Source organism: Tsukamurella soli, from assembly GCF_039541155.1.
GTDB classification, from domain to species: domain Bacteria; phylum Actinomycetota; class Actinomycetes; order Mycobacteriales; family Mycobacteriaceae; genus Tsukamurella; species Tsukamurella soli.
In genome coordinates this window covers 1-17,951 of record NZ_BAABFR010000018.1, presented here as the reverse complement: position 1 = coordinate 17,951, position 17,951 = coordinate 1, and the positions used below count along the sequence as shown (strand labels likewise).

The 17,951-nt window shown below is 69.4% G+C and carries 15 protein-coding genes; 8 read left to right on the top strand and 7 right to left on the bottom strand.

Annotation, left to right across the window (positions count from 1 at the left end; all coding sequences use genetic code 11):
• Window positions 1-299: 299 nt before the first annotated feature.
• Entirely contained in the window at window positions 300-1,529 is a 1,230-nt protein-coding gene (locus ABD908_RS07830; RefSeq protein WP_344993467.1) for a HEPN domain-containing protein, read from the bottom strand.
• Window positions 1,530-1,554: 25 nt separating this feature from the next.
• Window positions 1,555-1,728: an ApeA N-terminal domain 1-containing protein gene (locus ABD908_RS07825; RefSeq protein ID WP_344993341.1), complete on the bottom strand. Its 174-nt coding sequence runs from the start codon at window positions 1,726-1,728 to the stop codon at window positions 1,555-1,557.
• 519 nt (window positions 1,729-2,247) lie between these two features.
• Between ABD908_RS07825 and ABD908_RS07820 the strand changes: the two genes are divergently transcribed.
• The 5 genes from ABD908_RS07820 (at window position 2,248) to ABD908_RS07800 (ending at window position 7,183) form a co-directional block, all read left to right on the top strand.
• The gene (locus tag ABD908_RS07820) at window positions 2,248-3,114 is read left to right on the top strand and encodes an MspA family porin (protein ID WP_344993339.1); all 867 of its coding nucleotides are present in this window, start codon (window positions 2,248-2,250) and stop codon (window positions 3,112-3,114) included.
• Window positions 3,111-3,413 carry a hypothetical protein gene (locus ABD908_RS07815; RefSeq protein ID WP_344993336.1) on the top strand — a complete coding sequence of 101 codons (303 nt, stop codon included), beginning with the start codon at window positions 3,111-3,113 and terminating at the stop codon, window positions 3,411-3,413. The genes ABD908_RS07820 and ABD908_RS07815 overlap by 4 nt, the downstream gene beginning before the upstream one ends.
• Window positions 3,410-4,399, top strand: coding sequence for an nSTAND1 domain-containing NTPase (locus ABD908_RS07810; RefSeq protein WP_344993333.1), 990 nt, complete (start codon window positions 3,410-3,412; stop codon window positions 4,397-4,399). Before ABD908_RS07815 ends, ABD908_RS07810 begins: the two co-directional genes overlap by 4 nt.
• A gap of 237 nt (window positions 4,400-4,636) precedes the next feature.
• Window positions 4,637-6,442 carry a hypothetical protein gene (locus tag ABD908_RS07805; protein ID WP_344993330.1) on the top strand — a complete coding sequence of 602 codons (1,806 nt, stop codon included), beginning with the start codon at window positions 4,637-4,639 and terminating at the stop codon, window positions 6,440-6,442.
• Between the two features lie 15 nt (window positions 6,443-6,457).
• Window positions 6,458-7,183 carry a hypothetical protein gene (locus ABD908_RS07800; protein WP_344993327.1) on the top strand — a complete coding sequence of 242 codons (726 nt, stop codon included), beginning with the start codon at window positions 6,458-6,460 and terminating at the stop codon, window positions 7,181-7,183.
• A gap of 792 nt (window positions 7,184-7,975) precedes the next feature.
• Here the strand turns inward: ABD908_RS07800 and ABD908_RS07795 are convergent.
• The gene (locus tag ABD908_RS07795; RefSeq protein WP_344993325.1) at window positions 7,976-9,106 is read right to left on the bottom strand and encodes a GGDEF domain-containing protein; all 1,131 of its coding nucleotides are present in this window, start codon (window positions 9,104-9,106) and stop codon (window positions 7,976-7,978) included.
• A 350-nt stretch (window positions 9,107-9,456) separates the two neighbouring features.
• Here ABD908_RS07795 and ABD908_RS07790 point away from each other — a divergent pair, with 350 nt between their 5' ends.
• Window positions 9,457-10,674: a L,D-transpeptidase gene (locus tag ABD908_RS07790; RefSeq protein ID WP_344993464.1), complete on the top strand. Its 1,218-nt coding sequence runs from the start codon at window positions 9,457-9,459 to the stop codon at window positions 10,672-10,674.
• Window positions 10,675-10,741: 67 nt separating this feature from the next.
• Here ABD908_RS07790 and ABD908_RS07785 read toward each other — a convergent pair whose 3' ends face one another.
• Window positions 10,742-11,149, bottom strand: coding sequence for a WXG100 family type VII secretion target (locus ABD908_RS07785; protein ID WP_344993322.1), 408 nt, complete (start codon window positions 11,147-11,149; stop codon window positions 10,742-10,744).
• A gap of 17 nt (window positions 11,150-11,166) precedes the next feature.
• Between ABD908_RS07785 and bcp the strand changes: the two genes are divergently transcribed.
• Window positions 11,167-11,640: a thioredoxin-dependent thiol peroxidase gene (bcp, locus tag ABD908_RS07780; protein ID WP_344993319.1), complete on the top strand. Its 474-nt coding sequence runs from the start codon at window positions 11,167-11,169 to the stop codon at window positions 11,638-11,640.
• Between the two features lie 9 nt (window positions 11,641-11,649).
• Window positions 11,650-12,795, top strand: coding sequence for an acyl-CoA dehydrogenase family protein (locus tag ABD908_RS07775; RefSeq protein WP_344993316.1), 1,146 nt, complete (start codon window positions 11,650-11,652; stop codon window positions 12,793-12,795).
• A 91-nt stretch (window positions 12,796-12,886) separates the two neighbouring features.
• Here ABD908_RS07775 and acpS read toward each other — a convergent pair whose 3' ends face one another.
• From acpS to ABD908_RS07760, 3 genes are all read right to left on the bottom strand, one after another.
• Entirely contained in the window at window positions 12,887-13,270 is a 384-nt protein-coding gene (gene acpS / locus ABD908_RS07770) for a holo-ACP synthase AcpS (RefSeq protein WP_344993313.1), read from the bottom strand.
• 188 nt (window positions 13,271-13,458) lie between these two features.
• Window positions 13,459-13,827 carry a hypothetical protein gene (locus ABD908_RS07765; protein WP_344993310.1) on the bottom strand — a complete coding sequence of 123 codons (369 nt, stop codon included), beginning with the start codon at window positions 13,825-13,827 and terminating at the stop codon, window positions 13,459-13,461.
• A 152-nt stretch (window positions 13,828-13,979) separates the two neighbouring features.
• A partial coding sequence (locus tag ABD908_RS07760; protein ID WP_344993307.1) for a beta-ketoacyl synthase N-terminal-like domain-containing protein occupies window positions 13,980-17,951 on the bottom strand: 3,972 nt, incomplete at its 5' end.

Sequence of the window (17,951 nt, the reverse complement as noted above, 5' to 3'; positions counted from 1 at the left end):
TGCTGCGACGGGTTACGACATCGTAGGGGTGTCGTAACCGATGTCGTAGGCATCTTCGCAGTTCAGAGGCAATGTCGTAGATGTCGTAGGGGGTCGCCCGTCCACGCTCATGTCGTAGTGAGTGAAAAAGTCTCGACAATTGTTAGCATTGCTATGTATATGTGCCTGGGTAGCCACCGCCGCGTATACGGGGACATCCCTACGACATCTACGACATAGTCGTGACCAGCGGAGATGCCTACGACATCGACTACGACGCCCCTACGATGTCGTATCGGGTGCGTCGGTGTCATCACCTGTCAACCGGCCCCGTTCGTGAGAGCGTGCATCCGCTGAGCTTCGGCGGCCACGCCGATCTTCTGCATGAGTACCAACTCCAGGAGAGTGCGCGTCTGCTGAGTCAGCCGGTGCAGGTGCACGGCTCCCACATCGGCCCTCGACAGGGCGTGGGCTGCGCCATTACGAGCATCTTTGAACTCTCGGGCCCATCGGTCGCGGTCTGGGATGACCGTCGCGGTGGCTTGTTGATCAGGCAGGGCTGTGAGGGACTTCAGTTTGTCGACGTACTCGGGCTCGTTTCGCACCGCGGACTTGATCCGTTGCGCCCACGTCTCATCGAGGTCCTTGGTGGCCGCCTTGAGTGTCCGCTTGAACTCGGCGCTGTCGATCGGTTTGGCCTTGTCGCCGTAGACGCGGTAGATCGACTCGGCGGCGCTCGCCACCGCGAAGAAGTCCGAGTTGACGAAGGTGTTACGCCCGTAGGTGAGACTCAAGAGGGCGTTGATACCGGGACGGCACCCCGCAGGGAGACTTGCCCAGGCGTTGTACCAGTCCGCGAGCGGTCGATCCTCGACCAGGAACGTGAAGTCCTTCAGGGAGACGGGCCGCGCGGACTCCGGATCGGGGGTGACGGTCCACAGCGCGTACACCTGGGCCTTCTGCTCGCGCTCGACCGTCGTAGGCCTCAGGGCGTGAGTGCCGTCACCCAGCTCGGTCATGCGGGGGACGCCGGTTTGACGGGGCTCGGCGTGCACGAGAGTGAACGCCGTGAGTGCGCAGGCCTGTCGCGTCGCGAACGACACCAAGTCGACCCAGGTCGCGATCGCATCATCGAAGCCGTCCGGCGGACGCGGTGTGTCGGATTCGATCTCCAGCACCGCCCACGAAGGGCACGCGACCCCGTCGTGGTTGCGAGTCTGATCGAATTGGAAGTGCCCCAACCTGTGCCTGACGCGAAAGCGCAGTTCATTGTGCGTGAACACGACATCACGGTGCTTGATCACCCGCGCGCTCGGGCAGGTGCAACCCGGTAGCGCACTTCGGTCGAACGACACGAAGCCCGACCACACGTCGAGATTCTCGATGCGAACGTGGGCGGCGGCGAACACCGCCGAGTCGGGTTCGTCGATGTGCAGCCCCTTCAGGACACGCTGCGCACGGAGCGTCATCCGGCGAGGCACCAGATCGAAGCCGACGCCACTCGGCCGAGACTCGTACGGACGGATCAGTGTCAACCGCTCGTGGTTCACTGACTCGCCGAGAATCACAGGAAATTCACGCAACGGGAGTGTTCCTCATGATGCCGACCTCCTGCGGCGTGTATCCAGCGAGGAATGCACCGATGAGGTTGAGTTCGGCCCTGCCAGTCGGAGCGATTGTCAAGACACCCGGAATGCGTTCGTCGGCGGCGGTCGGAACCCACCAGTACCCCTCGTACACCTGATCCACTCGGGCACTCTAAGCGGCAAGCATCGCGGGACGTCGCGAGATCCATCACATGGCGCGCCGCGTGCCGAGCACCCGCCCCGCCGATGCCGGCACAGCCGCGGGGTTCGGCCCGGGGTGGCGCCAGGACAGGACCTGCACTCTGCTGACCAAGGGTAGCGGGCGCCTTCAACCTTAGTTGTATATGTTGCCCGTACGGTCAATGCATGTTCGCGGCCCGGGTGCCCCGATCCGACGGCTCGGTCCCTGTGCAGCGAGACCGCCTCGTGCGGTGTCGTCGCAGGTGGGATCGAGTGTCGGTGATTGCTGGGGGCGGTTGCACGTCTGCCGGGCGGGATATCCGATCGGCCAGGTCCTCTGCCTGCCCACACCCCCGGTTGATAACGATTCGATATCGGAAACAGCTTCGAGTTGCGAAGTGAGTCCGCAGCAGACTTTGATGTGACGGATGTGATTGATGTTGCACATGAGTCTGATAGGACGTGTAGTGCATCCGATGTTCGGTCCAGCAGGAGGCTGACAATGGTGGTTCGAGGACGTGTCCGGGTGCTCGCGGTGACGGCGGCGGTGCTGCCGGCCGTGGTGATCGGATCCGGGGTGGCGGCGGGGGTGCCGCCGGCGCCGGATCCGTCGCCGGTGCCGGGTGCGGTGCGGTCCGGCCCGTTCGCGGACACCTCCCGTGCGCTGACCACCCCCGACGGGTACGTCATCCGGGCCTGGCTTTTCGGCCTGCACCGCCGCGACACGTCCCCGTTGGGTCGGGCGTTGAACTCGTACGAGAGTTTCCTCGACGCCGCCGGGAAGGCGGTCATCACCTACGCCGACCCGAAGCACAAACCGACCGAACCGGTATCCGCGGCCACGATCACCATCGGCGTCGAGTTGGGCTGCGCCGCCACACCGGACTCGATGATCATCGGCGGCAACCTGTCCAACACCACCGAGGGATCGGTCACCCCCGGACTGTCGGCGACCACGACCGGCACCGGCACCGGATCCGGCGGCTCCACCGGCGGGCAGGGCGGCGGGTCGGTGTCCCAGTCGGTGACCCCGTCCATCTCCGGCACCGGCGACGATGCGTTCACCGAGGGCGGCACCCTGTCCGGGGTGATCCGGCCCGGTACCACCCGCGAGTTCCCCATCGCACGCAAGTCGCTGACCGGGACGTCCGGGTACGTGATCAGCCGCGAGACCCGCCTCGCGGTCGACGGCTGCCTCGGCGGCGCGCAGGTCCGCGCCTGGGCCACCGCAGCCATCTCCACCCCCGCCGGCGACTCCAGCATCACCACCTACTCACAGGTGTGGTTCATCGACCGCGACCACCCCGGTCCCGCACCCCACCTGAAACCCGTAACCCCACCCGCAGCGCCGGGCACCTCCCGACGATGACCACGCCGAGCACCGGCCCCGACACACCGGCCGGCGACCGGACCGCCGCCGACGACGACGAGCAGCCACCGAAGACCGGCGGGGAGTCGGCGGTGGCGTGGAAAGGGATCGGCCTGATCATCGGCCTCGCCCTCCTGGTCGGGTGCGCGTTCAGCGTCGAGCACCTTTCGGCGTGGTCGCAGCACTACGGCACCGCCTGGGTGTTCCTCGCCTTCACCCTGATCATGCTCATCGCCGGGCAACTCACCGTCCGCGGATTCGACACGATCTGGGCCGCGATCCGCTCCGGCCGGCGATGACCACCCCCGACCGCACAACCGACACCGCCGTACCGGACGGGCCGGCGACCGTCGGAGCGGCCCACGGCGACGGGGTGGCGGTGTTCGCCGCCGGGCTGCGCGGGTTGTTCACCGCGGCCGGGTCGCCGACCGTGGCCGAGGCGGCGCGGGCAGTCGGGGTGAGCACCGGCACCGTCTCACACTGGCGCACCGGCCGGCACCTGCCCGACGACTTCGCGGTGATCGAACCACTGCTGGTGTGGCTGACCGTCCGCGCCCGCAACCGCACCCGGCCGGACGATGCGGCACCGCTGTGGACGGTCCGGCAGTGGCAGGCCCTGCACACCACCGCAGCCGGGCAGGACCCGACCCTGCTGATGCTGCACAGGCTGCTCGACGCGGTCGACACGTGGATCGACCACAACGGCGCGTACGAGCAGGCGGTGCGGGAGGTGATGCTCGCCGCGCTGGACGTCACTGCCGATGGACGGGCCGTGCCCGGTCGGATCACCCCGGCGGACCTGTCTCCGCCCACCTGGGACGCAGCCGAGGTGCTGGCCGACCTGGGCCTGCTCACCCCCACCCCGGACGAGGCGCTGACGCTGGTCGACCCCCGCATCCTCGACCTGTGGCCCCGACTGCATGCGTGGATCGCCGACACCCGCGCCGCGGTGGCGATGCGCACCGCGCTGGTCGACGACGCCCTCCGCTGGCACACCGCCGGGCAGCCGCACGTGATGCTCTACGACCACCTGCGCCTGACCGCCACCGCGGCGGCGCTCACCCGCCTGCACCCCGACGCGGCGGACCAGGACACCGACCAGCGGTTCCGGTTCGGGGACGCGACCGCCGCCCAGATCCCGTCAGCCGCGGCCGGGTTCTGGGCCGCCTCCCAACACGCGGCGACCGGCACCCTGACCGTGCACAAGATCGTCATGGCCCTGCTGATCACCCTCGCCGTCGCGGTGGTCGGGATGGCCGCGCTCGCCGGCTGGGCATGGCGATGACCACCCCACCCCGCATCCGATTACGCCGGATATGTATCGGTATGCCGATGTTCAACGAGCCTCGTTGAATACGGACATCCGTTCAACGAGGCCCGTTGAACGATTCCTCGATACCCATCTTGAACAGCGACGACACCGCCGTCCCGCCGACAAGGCGGTTGACGCGACCACTCCGGCGGGGTCCGATCACCGCATACCCGCTCAGCGACCGTTCCCACCGCCCCTGGAGCACCGACGATGACCACCCCACCACCCACACACACCGAACGGCCACCCCGCACCACACCCACCCCCGCGGCCCGCGCGCCGCGCCGGGGCCGGGGCCGGGACCTCACCCTCGGCGTGCTCCTCACCACCCTCGGTGTCGCCGGGATCGTCGCCGGCGTGATCTTCACCATCCACGCCCCCCACTACCGACCCGTCCCCGCCGTGTTCCTCGGGTTCTGGCTGGTGATGGTCATCGTCGGCAGAATCCTCACCACCGGACTCACACGACTGCGCGCCGCCCGAATCCCCGCGCCGTCCCCCGCCCAGGTCCGCGGCGCCGCCGCCGTCATCGGCATCGTCGCCGCCGTCGGCATGATCGGCACCATCGACCCCCACCACCACACCCTCCCCGCCGCGAGCGCGGTGTGCCCCGGCGACGCCACCTGCGGACCCAACCCCGGCGGAGGCGGCACCGGCCCCACCCTCGAGATCACCCCACCCCAACAACCCACCACCGCCATCCAAGCCCCCCCCACCACCACCACCATCGGACCCGCCCCCGACACCGGCCTGCCCGCCCAACCCCCAGGCGGCAACAGCGGAGGCATGGACGTGCAGACCCCCGACATGCCCACCCCCACACCCGGCAGCTGCATCGTCAACTGCAACGCCACCCAGGCACCCACCCGGCAACACCCTGGCGTGCAAGCCCCCCGGCAGCCCACCGCCCAGCAGCAGCCTGCCCAGACACAGCAGGCCACCCAGACACAGCAGCCGATCACCACCACACCACCCGAGAAGACCACCCCGACCGGGCCGCCGCCCACGGTCACCGTCACCGAGACCACAGCCGCCGTCCCGCCCGCACCCGCTCCCACCACCACCGCCGGACCCGCATCCCACCCCGGCCACAACACCGACCCACCGCCGGGCGCCTACCTCATCGGCGAAGCCACCGCCCTCCTCGCCGGCGCACGCCGACGCACCGGCACCGGAGCGGCCACGGACGCGACCCTCGACCAGATGGACCAGGACGGGGAGGAGGACTACGACACCGCCGCGGCACCGATCGACCTGATGCCGGGCCCCGACACCGGCAGCTCCTCGGCATACCCCGCCCCCGTCGACCCGGCCAGCGTCCTACCCGGCCAGTACCCCGGTGGAGTACTGGCCGACACGCCGCGACCGACATCGCCGCTGGACACCACACTGCAACTCGCCGGCCACGAACCCGGCCCAGCACAGAACCCTCTACCCTCCGAGCCCACCCAGACTCCGACCATCCCCGCCTGCGTAGACCCCAGTCGTCTACCCGGGCAGTTCCCCGACGGAGAGCTCGCGACCGTGCCGCGCCCCACCCCACCGCTCGACTCGGTACTGGCGCAACTAGGGAAGGAGATGCCGGAACTACCACCCGACAGCCCGGGAGCCGACCCGGCCGGCAGTTCCGGTTCATCTCTTCTCGATGACATCGGCGCTGGCCTGACCAACCCGTTGACACTGCAGAACACTGGCGGAGGTCTCGGCCTGAACGCGATCACTGGTGTCGCGAGGAAGTGGGGCCCGGAGGTCGGAGAAGAGACGCTGGGGAAGCTGGGATGGGGAGCCACCGGCCCGCTCGCTGTGCTAGGAACGGGTGCCGCGATCCGCGGTGACATCGAAGACAACATGAACCCGACCAAGGCCATCGTGTCGGAAGTCGCCGGCACCGCCGTCACACTCGCAGTGACCGCCGCATTTGCATCAGCGACTGGCGGACTTGGCTTGATCGGCGGGCCGATACTCGCGGGTGCCCTCGGCTCGATTACCACATCCGTGATCCAGCATTTCTGGTGATGAGCGCGCCAACAAATGAAGGAGTCTGCAATGACCTCACTACCATCGGAGGGGCAGCTTGCCGAGTTCGAACATCGTGTGCATCGCCGACGGATCGGGATGATGTCTGTCGCCGCATTGGCCGGCGTCGTCAGCGTCGTCGGGCTGGTAACCGGTCTCGCTTCGTCCGAAGTCGGTCTGTCGCTACTGGGCTGCCTGTGCGTGGTGGGAACCGGATACCTCGTAGCGCTGTCGATGACAGCTCTGCCCGGCCCCGATCTCGACAACGTCACTGCCGATTGGCACTTGGTTCTCGTTGAGAACGTGTGGTCACGTCGGACCCTCAGCCTGATGCTGCACGTCGGGATGGCGACATGCGCTCTCATCGGCTACACGCAACTACGCGGGGATCGCGGCGGCCTCGCACCATCGCGTTTCCATCCCGTGATCTGGATCGTTGTGGCGGTGATCTTCCTCGTGGCCGCAATCGCGTCCGACCTCGGATACGGGCGGGTCCCGACCGTGGTAATCGATCACGACGGCGTCACCGCGATCAGCCCCAGGAAGCGCCGGAGCCTTACCTGGGACCAGGTGCGTTCGATAGTTCTCGAACCCTCGCAGATGAACGTCGTCTTCACCGGCGACGAGCAGCGCCTAACAGTCAAGGTGAACCTGTATCGAGTGAGCGGCAGCTATCTGATTGACGCCGTAGCCGAGCTCACCGGCTACGACCCCGGCACCCAGGACGAGTCGCACCGATAGCGCCAGCTACCGGGAACCCACAGCGGGTACAGAATCAAACGAGCGTGCGTCTCACCCCCTCCCATGTCACCCCTGCGTGCCACACTGCCCGCATGCGTCTCCTCCCCGTCCTCGCCGCCGTCCTGGTCACGGCCCTGTCGGCCTGCACGGGACTGGCCACCGGCCCGGCGTCCCCGCCGGCTGAGGCGAGCGCTGGGGCTGGGGTGAGCGCCGCGGCGCCGAGGTGGGTGAGCGTCACCGACGCGGATCTCGGAGTCGATGGGGTCGACCTCCCGCAACACGGGCTTACCGCGGCCACCGGAGTAGGCATGGGTGAACCACCCCGGGTTTCCCGGAGGATCTCTCAGGAGGCTCCGTGGGATCGCGCCCCTTCCAATGCCCCGCCGGAGACGCGTCGAGGAACCGGGGCGGTGCGTCGGTAGTCCGCACCACGACGTAGACCCCCGGTCCACGCGGCACGTCGGCGTCGAGCAGCTCTGCGAACGTCACCCAGCCCGAGAACCGGGCGAGGTCGATCTCAGGCGGCAAGTCGCCGCTGATCGTGTGGCCGCTCATCCGAACAGCGATACGCCAGCGCCGCGCGGTTCGCCGGCCGCCCTGTCGTCGGAGTACGCGCTCAAGGTCATGGACGGATCGTGGCCGTGCCACGCGACAACGGTGTGCATGGGGGTGCGGCGATGGGGCATGAGCGTGTCATCGAGGTCTTCCGCATCCCGCGCAGCTTATAGTCCTGCGCCGGACCGCCCGCGCGCGGCATTGCAGCGAATCCAGCGACCGACAAGCGCGCCGTGGTCAGACCGTCCCGTCTTCGGCCGAGAAGTAGCCGACGGTCGACACGACCGATTGCGACCGCCCCGCGCGTTTCGCGCTGTACATCGCGACATCGGCGTCGAGCTGCAACTCCTCGAACGACGCCGTCCCCCACGGCGCCCCGGCGACCCCGACACTCGAGGTGACCAGCGGATCGTCGGCCCGCAGCAGCCGCAGGACGCACCGGTCGGCCATCGCGCGCATGGCGGCTTCGTCCTGCACGGAGGCGATGACCACGAACTCGTCACCGCCTGTCCGCGCGACGGCACCGTCGTCCTCGACGGCATCGAGGAGGCGCCGCGCCGCCGCCGCTAGGATCTTGTCGCCGAACTCGTGGCCGCGGGCATCGTTGAGCTCTTTGAACCCGTCGAGGTCGATCACCGCCACCATCACCCAGCCGGTCTGTCCGACGCCGGCGGACAGCGACTCGGCGAAGCTCGTCAGTCCACGTCGATTGAGCAGGCCGGTGAGCGGATCGCGATACGACGTCACCGTGATCCGGCGCGCCGCGACGCGACCGCCCTCGACCACCGCCTGGACCACCGCGGGCATGGCGACGTCCGTCGTCAGCGCCGGCGCGAGGTAGATGTACAGCACGAGGAGCGACCGGTGGTCGCCGAGCACCGCCCACACGGCCAGCGCGGCGATCAGCGCGACGCAGAAGGCGCAATGCGCCAACAGGATCCGCCAGCCGAGTAGAAATCCTGCGAAGAGCCCGATCATGCTCAAGTGGATCGTCGCGCAGATCCGCGCCTCGGGCTGCGACAGCACCGCACCGTCGATCGCGATCCCGATATCGGCCCAGACCACGAACGCGATGGCCCACCGCCTGCTCGGCCACGGTCGAGTAGCCCACAGCGCAGCCACCACGACGCTGCTGAGGATGAAGGACACATGAATCGTGCGCAAGACGGGTCCTCTCGGCCCGTACGGGTGGAACTCCATCACGGCTCCCAAGGCGGCCGTCGCCAGGCACATCGTGCAGAGCGCCCAACGCAGGAGGCCGAGCGGCCAACCGATCCAGTCCAGGGCCTCGGTCGCGAACCGGTACTCCCGCACGCCCGCCTCGCGCCAGCGCCGTCTGCTGAACAGGAGGCGCCCGGCCGTCCTCACGGAGAGGCGAGCGTACGCGCCGCGACCGGTATCTCGACGCCCCGACATGTCAGGATGATATGCCGCATCGGCGGTCCACACTGTTGCATCCTCGCGCCGGTCCTGGGCCCTACAGGCCGAGCGGACCTGCCGAGACGTGGGGACGGGTTCCCGGCGCCGGTGCATCGGCGACCGGCGATACGCGGCGTCTACCGGGTCACACCCGCGTGTGCCGTCTCGGCGCGTCGCGCCTGCACCTCGTACAATTTCCGTAACGCGCGCCCGACCCGGGCGGATATGCCCCATGTCCGCATGTCCCCTGGGAAGCAGACGCAGGTAGGAATCCTAGGTACAGGGTGGGGTTGAAGAAGATGATCCAGGGCCGTCTCATGTCTCGCCGTCTCGCAGCGCTCGTCGCGATCGTCGCCACCGGCGCATCGCTCGGCGCATGCACGATCGGCAGCAAGGATGCACTACCGCTGCCGGCAGCGGGCGCGGCGATCACCGACTCGACACCCTTCACCGACCTGCTGCGCCCGCAGGTCACCTCGTCCGTGCACAACGGCTCGACCAGCGTCCAGCCCGGCGTACCGATCCAGGTGTCGGTGACCGGCGGCGCCCTCACGACCGTGACCCTGAAGAACGCAGACGGCGAGACCGTTGCCGGCCGCGCGTCCGCCGACGGCCGCAGCTGGCAGTCCACCGAGCCGCTCGGCTACACCAAGCAGTACACGCTGCACGTGGAGGCCGACGGCATCGGCGGCGTCAACATCGCGAACCAGCGCTTCACGACCGAGTCGCCTACCGACCTGACCCAGGCCTACTTCACGACCCCGAACAACACCGTGGTGGGCGTCGGACAGACCGTCGGCATCCAGTTCGACGAGCCCATCCCCGATCGGCTGGCAGCCCAGAAGGCGATCACCGTCACCACCAACCCGCAGGTCGACGGCGCGTTCTACTGGATCAGCCCGACCGAGGTGCGGTGGCGGCCGGAGAACTACTTCACGCCCGGCACCAAGGTCGACGTCTCCGTGAACACGTACGGCGTGGACCTGGGCGGCGGTCTCATGGGGCAGCAGAACGTCACCGACCACTTCACCATCGGTGACGAGCTGATCGCCAAGGTCAGCGACAAGGACAAGATCATCCGCGTCTACCGGTCCGGCAAACTGATCAAGACGATGCCGACGTCGATGGGTGAGCCGGCAAACCCGACACCCTCCGGGATCTACATGCTGGGCGACCACGATCCGTCGATCATCATGGACTCGTCGACGTTCGGGGTCCCGGCCAACTCCCCCGGGGGCTACCGCACGCTCGTGTACGACGCGACCCAGATGGCCTACAACGGGATCTACGTGCACAGTGCCCCGTGGTCCCTCGACGAGCAGGGCAACACCGACGTCAGCCACGGCTGCCTCAACGTGAGCCCGGACAACGCGCTGTGGTTCCTCAACAACACCAAGCGCGGCGACCTCGTGATCGTGTCGGACACCATCGGCCCGAAGATGGACGGCGCCGACGGCCTCGGGGACTGGAACATCCCGTGGGCCGTGTGGAAGGCCGGGAACGCCAAGCAGAGCTGACAGGTCCGGGCGACACCGACCACCGAGCGGCCCCGGGCGATCCTCCATCGCCGCGGGGCCGCTCGCGTCAGTCGTGCTTATTGCCCAGGAACCTGCCGACGACCCCGGCGGCGTTGGCCGCCATCGCCGTCGTGGCCTTCGTCGCCGGCTCGAACACCGATACAGCGGCCTGCCCGATCGCTACCGGGCCCGCAAGCAGCTTGTCGATGTTGTCGAGAGCCGTGTTCAGACGGACCGTGGTCCTCGCGATCGCGGACAGCAGATCCTCGAACTCACCGAGATCCCGGTTGATCCGGACCAGAGTCTGATCGAAGGTGGACATCGTCGAGTCCATGTCGCGGATCGTGCCGGAGAGGTCGTTGACGATCGTGGTCGCCTGGTCGATCGTCACATCGGCGTTGAGGGCGGCACTGGCCAGCTTCTGGAAACGGGCGCGCCCGCGGCCACGCCCGCTGGCGTCGAAATCGTCGGACATGCCGCTACGGTAGTGGAATGACCGCCCCCACACGCCTGGCCCCCGGCGATCCGGCACCGTCGTTCACCCTGCCGGACGCCGACGGCAACGCCGTCTCCCTCGCGGACTACCGCGGCCGCCGCGTAGTCCTGTACTTCTACCCCGCCGCGATGACACCCGGTTGCACCAAGCAGGCATGCGACTTCCGCGACAATCTCACCGACTTCGCCGAAGCGGGCCTCGACGTCATCGGGATCTCGCCGGACAAGCCGGAGAAGCTCGCGAAGTTCCGCGACCGGGACGCGCTGACCTTCCCCCTTCTGTCTGACCCCGACAAGGAGGTCCTCACCGCGTACGGTGCGTTCGGCGAGAAGACGATGTACGGCAAGACGGTGCACGGCGTGATCCGGTCGACGTTCGTGGTGGGGCCCGATGGCAAGATCGAGGTTGCACAGTACAACGTTCGCGCGACGGGCCACGTGGCCAAGCTGCGCCGCGACCTCGAGATCTAGGAGCCACCAGTGGACCGCACCCTGTACTCGACCGAACACGACCAGTTCCGGTCGTCCGTGCGCGATTACCTCGCCCGCGACGTGCTACCGAACGCCGAGCAATACATCGAGGACAAGCTGATCGCACGCGACGTCTGGCGCGGGCTGGGTGAGCAGGGTGTGCTCGGTCTCGAGATCCCGGAGGAGTACGGCGGCGGGGAGGCCGGCGACTACCGGTTCAACGCACTCGCGCAGGAGGAACTCGCGGCCGTCTCGATGGCGTTCGCGTCGAGCGTGGGTATCGACTTCGACATCGTGACGCCGTACATCGTCGACCTCGCAAGCGAGGCGCAGAAGCAGCAGTGGCTGCCCCGGATCGCGTCGGGCGAGGCGGTCGCGGCGATCGGAATGACCGAGCCGTCCGTCGGCTCGGACCTGGCGAACCTGAAGTCGAGCGCGGTCCGGTCGGGCGACGACTGGATCCTCAACGGGTCGAAGACGTTCATCACCAACGGCTACACCTGCGACGTCGCCGTGATCGCCGCACGCACCAACCCGGAGCAGCGTTCGAAGGGCATCAGCCTGTTCGTGGTCGACGCCTCGCTCCCCGGATTCGAGCGCGGGCGCAAGCTGGACAAGGTCGGCCAGCCGGAGGCCGACACCGCCGAGCTGTTCTTCGACGACGTCCGGCTGCCCGCGGACTCCCTGCTCGGCGAGGTGGACCGCGGGTTCATCGCCATGATGGAGAAGCTTCCCCAGGAACGACTGGGCTCGGCGGTGACCAACGTCGCCCATGCCAAGCAGATCCTCGGCGAGACGATCGAGTACGCGCGGGAGCGGAAGGCCTTCGGCCAGTCGATCGGCTCATTCCAGAACACCAAGTTCGTGCTCGCCGACCTCGTCACCCGGATCGAGGTGACGCAGGCGTACATCGACCAGGCCGTCGCCGCACACGCCGATGGGAAGCTCACGGCGGTGGACGCCGCCAAAGCCAAGTACTTCTCGGCCGAGGTGCAGAACGCCGTGCTGGACAGCTGTGTGCAGGTGTTCGGCGGCTACGGCTACATGCGCGAGTACCGCGTCGCCCGAGCATGGATGGACGCCCGCGTCACCCGGATCTGGGCCGGCACCAACGAGATCATGAAGGAGATCATCGGGCGCAGCCTGGATCTGTGAGGCGCTGCGGGGCGCGGATTCCGGGCTCGGCGGTACCGGAGTCGAGGGTGCCGGAGTCGAGGGTGCCGGCACCGTCGAGTCGCGCGCCGGGTCACGGCGCTTCGATCACCGCCACCGCGCCGGCGACGTCACCGTCGTGGGTGAGCGAGAGGTGGATCCGGACGTCCGGGCCCAGGTCCGCGGCGATGCGGCCGTACACCCGCACCCCGGGCCGGCCCCAGGCATCGGAGACCACCTCGACCTCCCGCGCCGCGACCTCCTTCTCCGCGGGCCGCCGCCCGTAGAACCCGGACGAGAATGCCTTGAACACGGCCTCCTTCGCCGCCCAGCGCGCGGCAAGCGACCGCGGGTCGCCGCCGGCGTCGCGGCGCTCCCCCGGGCTGAACGACGACAACATCGTCGTGCCGGGCTGTTTGAGCTGCGCCTCGAACTCGCTGACGCTGACCAGATCGATCCCCACTCCGGTGACAGCCATGCGGGCAGCGTAACGGCCTGACGGGCGGGGCAGACGGTGCCGCGCCCTTGCCCGGCGGTGGAAACGCTCCCGAAAAGCGCACCCGCGGCGGTTCGTTCGGCCGCGGGAGCACTTTTATGCCGCGGGAGCGCATGGCTGCCGCGGGAGCGCGGTTCCACCGCGCGGGCGCTGGGCCCACCCGCTGCGAATCACTGTGGCACGAGCAGTCCGCGCGGGCCGAGCGCATCGCGCAGCCTCGTGCGCAATCGGTCCGGCTCGTCGAGCGCCTTCCATCCCCAGTGCGTCGGCCAGATGCCGCGGTCGCGGGATCTCCGGCCACCGAGCCGACACACGTGCACCCGGCGGCCGCCGCGCTTGTTGCCCATCCGTTCTGCCGCGGCGCGCACCTTCAGCCGGTAGCGGTCCCCATCGTTGCCCGGCGGCGCCGCGACATCCGCCCCCGACCAGACGCGTGTGAGCGAGCCGCGGTCGACTTCTGCGGCGATCAGCTTCGGGGTGCGACCGCGCGCAAGCATGTCGGCGCGATGCAGGATCGGTTGGTCAACGATGTCGGTCATATCAGCCCCCGCGGTGTGATCCGGCGGCCTCCCCCCAGCCGAAAAGACAGACGCGCGAGCACCTTTCGGGAGCGCGAGCGCGCGGGACCCTCCTGATGCCCGACGGGGCGGCACCTCGCCGTTGAGGTACCGCCCCGTCCAGCAAGAAAGGGCTACTGGCAGCCGCCCGCGATGTAGACACCGTCGGCGCCCAGGCGGGCGTCGTCGTCGAGCAGCACGGCCGCCTCGATTCCGTCGGTGGACTCGGCGTCGCCGAACCGGCGGCCCGGGGCCTGCTTGCGGTACAGGCCGGCCTGGCCCGTCATCGCCGACAGCAGCGCGCGGCGCCCGTCGACCTCCCGTTCCCGGGCGGCCGCGAGGTACGCGGCCCGTGCGTCGGCGTCGAGCGACGCGAGGAACGCGTCCCGGTGTACCACCGCGATCAGGCCGGACACGTGGCCGAACCCGAGGCTGGTGAGCAGACCTGCCTTGGGCCGGAAGCCGTTCGAGAACCGGAAGGTATCGCGCAGCCACACCAGATGCGGGTACTTCTGCATCGCGTCGTCCACGCAGTCGAGGCTGCGGTTGGGCGGCACGACCTCGGCGCTGAGCATCTGGCACATGCCGATCAGCTGGAACGCCGCGGCGCCGCCCTTGGCGTGGCCCGTCAGCGACTTCTGCGACACCACGAACAGCGGTGCGCCGGCGCTGCGGCCGATCGAGTCGGCGATGCGCTCGTGCAGCTGCGCCTCGTTGGGGTCGTTGGCGTTGGTCGACGTGTCGTGCTTGCTCACGATCGCCACGTCGTCGGCGCCCACGCCCAGCTTGCGCAGGCTCGTGGCCATCGGCGACTCGGCGCCGCCGGCCGCTACCGACAGCGCACCCATGCCGGGCGCCGGGATCGACGTATGCATGCCGTCGCCGAAGCTCTGCGCCCACGCCACGACGCCCAGAACCGGCAGGCCCATCTTCGCCGCGATGTCGCCGCGCGCGAGCAGGATCGTCCCGCCGCCGTTGGACTCGACGAAGCCGCCGCGGCGACGGTCGTTGGCCCGCGAGAAGCGCCGCGGGTCGATGCCCTTCGCCAGCATCTTGTCGGTGTCGGCGGTGGCCTGCATCATGCCGAAGCCCGTGATGCCCTCGATCGACAGATCGTCGAAGCCGCCGGTCACGGCGAACAGGGCCTTGCCGACGCGGATCTTGTCGACCCCCTCCTCGACCGACACCGCCGCGGTGGCACATGCGGCCACCGGGTGGATCATGGCGCCGTAGCTGCCGACGTAGCTCTGCACCACGTGCGCGGCCACGACGTTCGGGAGGGCCTCCTGCAGGATGTCGTTCTGGTTCGGCTCGCCGATCAGGGTGTTGACGAACAGCTTCCGCATCGAGCCCATGCCGCCCATGCCGGTGCCCTGGGTGTTGGCGACGTGCGCCGGATGCACCCATGCCATCAGCTCGGCCGGCTCGAAGCCCGCGCCGATGAAGGCGTCGACGGTGGCGACCAGGTTCCACAGCGCCAGCCGGTCCACCGACTCCGTCATCTCCGGGGTGATGCCCCAGCGAGCCGGGTCGAAGCCGTCCGGGATCTGGCCGCCGACGGTGCGCAGCAGCTTCATCCGACGCGGAACGCGGATCTCGGTGCCCGCCATGCGGGTCACCTGCCACTCGCCGCTCTCCATCGGAGCGATCGCCGTCTTCTCCGGGTCGGCCGAGGCGAAGGCGCGGGCCTCGTCCTCGCTGCCGACGACGAACGTCATGTCGTCGGACAGGAACACCGACTCGAGCAGCGGCGCGCTGCCGTCCAGCAGGTCACCGTCGTCGCTGAACCGCCGGATGCCGCACCGCTCGACCACGGTGTCGTGGTACTTGTCGGCCAGCTCGGCTTCGGGCACGAGGTCGCCGGTCTCGGCGTCGTACCAGCCGGGCTCCGGGTCGTTCTCCCAGGTGACCAGGCCGGTGACCCACGCGAGCTCGGCGACGCCGGCCGCGGACAGCCGCTCGTCGACCTCCATCTCGAAGCGGGTGCGGGCGCTGCCGTACGGGCCGACCTCGCCGGCGCCGACGATCACGACCATGTCCTCGGGGCGGGCGTCGATGTCGTCCCAGACGGGCTCGGTGAGCGTGGCCACCGGCGCGGGCGGCAGGGCGTCGATCGTCGCGGCGTCCTCGTCGGCGGCTGCCTCCTGCCGCCGGGCCTCCATGGCCTGCTCGGCGAGCGCGGCCATGTCCAGCTTGGCGTTGCCCAGCCCGCCGGTGAGGTCGGCGAACAGGGGCGCGTCCGCAGCCCGCCCACGTGCCTCCGGGGAGGCCATCCCGAGCAGCTGCTCGGCCATCTCGAAGGTCGACCAGGTGCGCACGCCGGCCGCCTCGACGGCCTCGACCAGCGGATCGTTGCCGCCCATCAGGCCGGTGCCGCGCACCCACCCGATGATGGCGTGGGCCAGGGTGACCCGCTCCGACCAGGACTTCTCGGCACTCCACTTGGCGATGATCGCGTCCAGCGCGGCCTTGGCCTCGCCGTAGGCGCCGTCGCCGCCGAACATGCCCCGGTTGGGCGAGCCCGGAAGCACCACGTGCAGGCGCGACGCGATGTCCGTGTCCTTGCCGATCTGAGACAGGCCGGCGATCAGCCGCTCGACCGTCCACAGCAGGATCTTCATCTCCAGCTCGGCCCGCGGCCCGGCGTCGGCGAGGTCGCCGGACACTCGCGGCGCGGCGAACGGGAACAGCATCGTGGGCTGCAGCGCCTCCTTGTGGACCACCGTCTTGGGGCCGACGGTGTCGGACTGCTGCGTGCCGATCCACCCGACCAGCGCGTCGACATCGCCGTAGCTGCACATGTTCGCGGGCACGACCCACAGCGAGGCGTCGGTACGTGCGCTGGTGCGATACAGCGTCTTGAAGAAGTTCAGCCGCTTCTGGTCCAGCCGGCTGGTGGTCGCGACGACGGTGGCGCCACCGGCCAGCAGCCCGCCCGCCACGGCGGCGGCGATGGACCCCTCGGAGGCACCGGTCACCACGGCGACCTCGCCGCGGTACACGCCGGGCTGCGGGGTGGACTCGGCGAGACCCGCCAGGTAGGCGTAGGCCTCGGCGTGCTCGGGACGTCCGGCGTCGCGCGCCTTCCGCTCCCACCAGCGCGCCTGGTCGACCAGCACGGGGCTGGCACCGTGGGCCACGGCCAGCAGGTGCTTGCTGGTGGTCGCGAAGCTCGCGCCGTCCATGTTCCAGATCCGCAGCAGGTCCTCGCGAGCGCTGGCCCAGCGGTCGTCCAGCAGCACTGCCTTGTCGGCGTCGAACGCCGGCGCGACCGCGGCGGCCCAGTTCTCGCCGAGCTCGGTGGTCATCAGCGTGGCGAGCTCGGCGGCGGAGTCGTCGACCTCCGGCAGCCCGGTCTGCTTCTCCGCGAGCCCGAGCCTGGCCAGCAGGGTCTTTGCGGACGCCGCGAGGGCACCGTCGGGACCGGTGATGGCGCTGGTGAACTCGGCGAGCGCAGCGGCGTCGACGGAGGCGCCGCCGCCCGCGCCGCCCGCGGAGGGCTTACCGACGGGGACGCTGTGCGCCGCACCGACCTCGAGTACGGCCCGGTCGATCAGGGCGTCCAGCGCAGCCGCGTTGGACACGGGGCCCTCCAGCAGCGAGCCCAGGTCGCCACCGCGCACCGACGCGCCGTCGCGGGTGCCCGCCGCGAGGGCGAGCGTCACGTGCCGCGCCCAGCCGGGGCCGAGCTCCCACGTCTTGGTGACGTACTCGTCGATGTAGGCGGGCCGCTTGCCGGTGCTGCCGAGGACCTTGCGCAGCTGCGTGCCGACGGTCTCGGTGAGCACCGGACCGAGCGGCTTGTAGGTGCGGGCCAGCTTGGCGACGGTCACGCCGAGCGTCGGCAGGTCCGCCTCGGCGGCACCGTCGATCGCGCCCAGCCCCAGCTCGGAGCCGAGGTCGAGCAGCAGTTGGTTGCGCCGCGACGAGACGCCGTCACAGAGGGTCTCGATGGTGTCGGTCTTCTCGAGCTGGTCCGGACGCATCTTGGTCCAGATCGCGATCATCGCGCGCGTCGCGTCGGACGCGTCGAACGACAGGTCCGCGGGGCGCGGGCCACCCGCCGGCGCGGCAGGCGCCGACGACGGTGACGGTGCGGGCGCGGT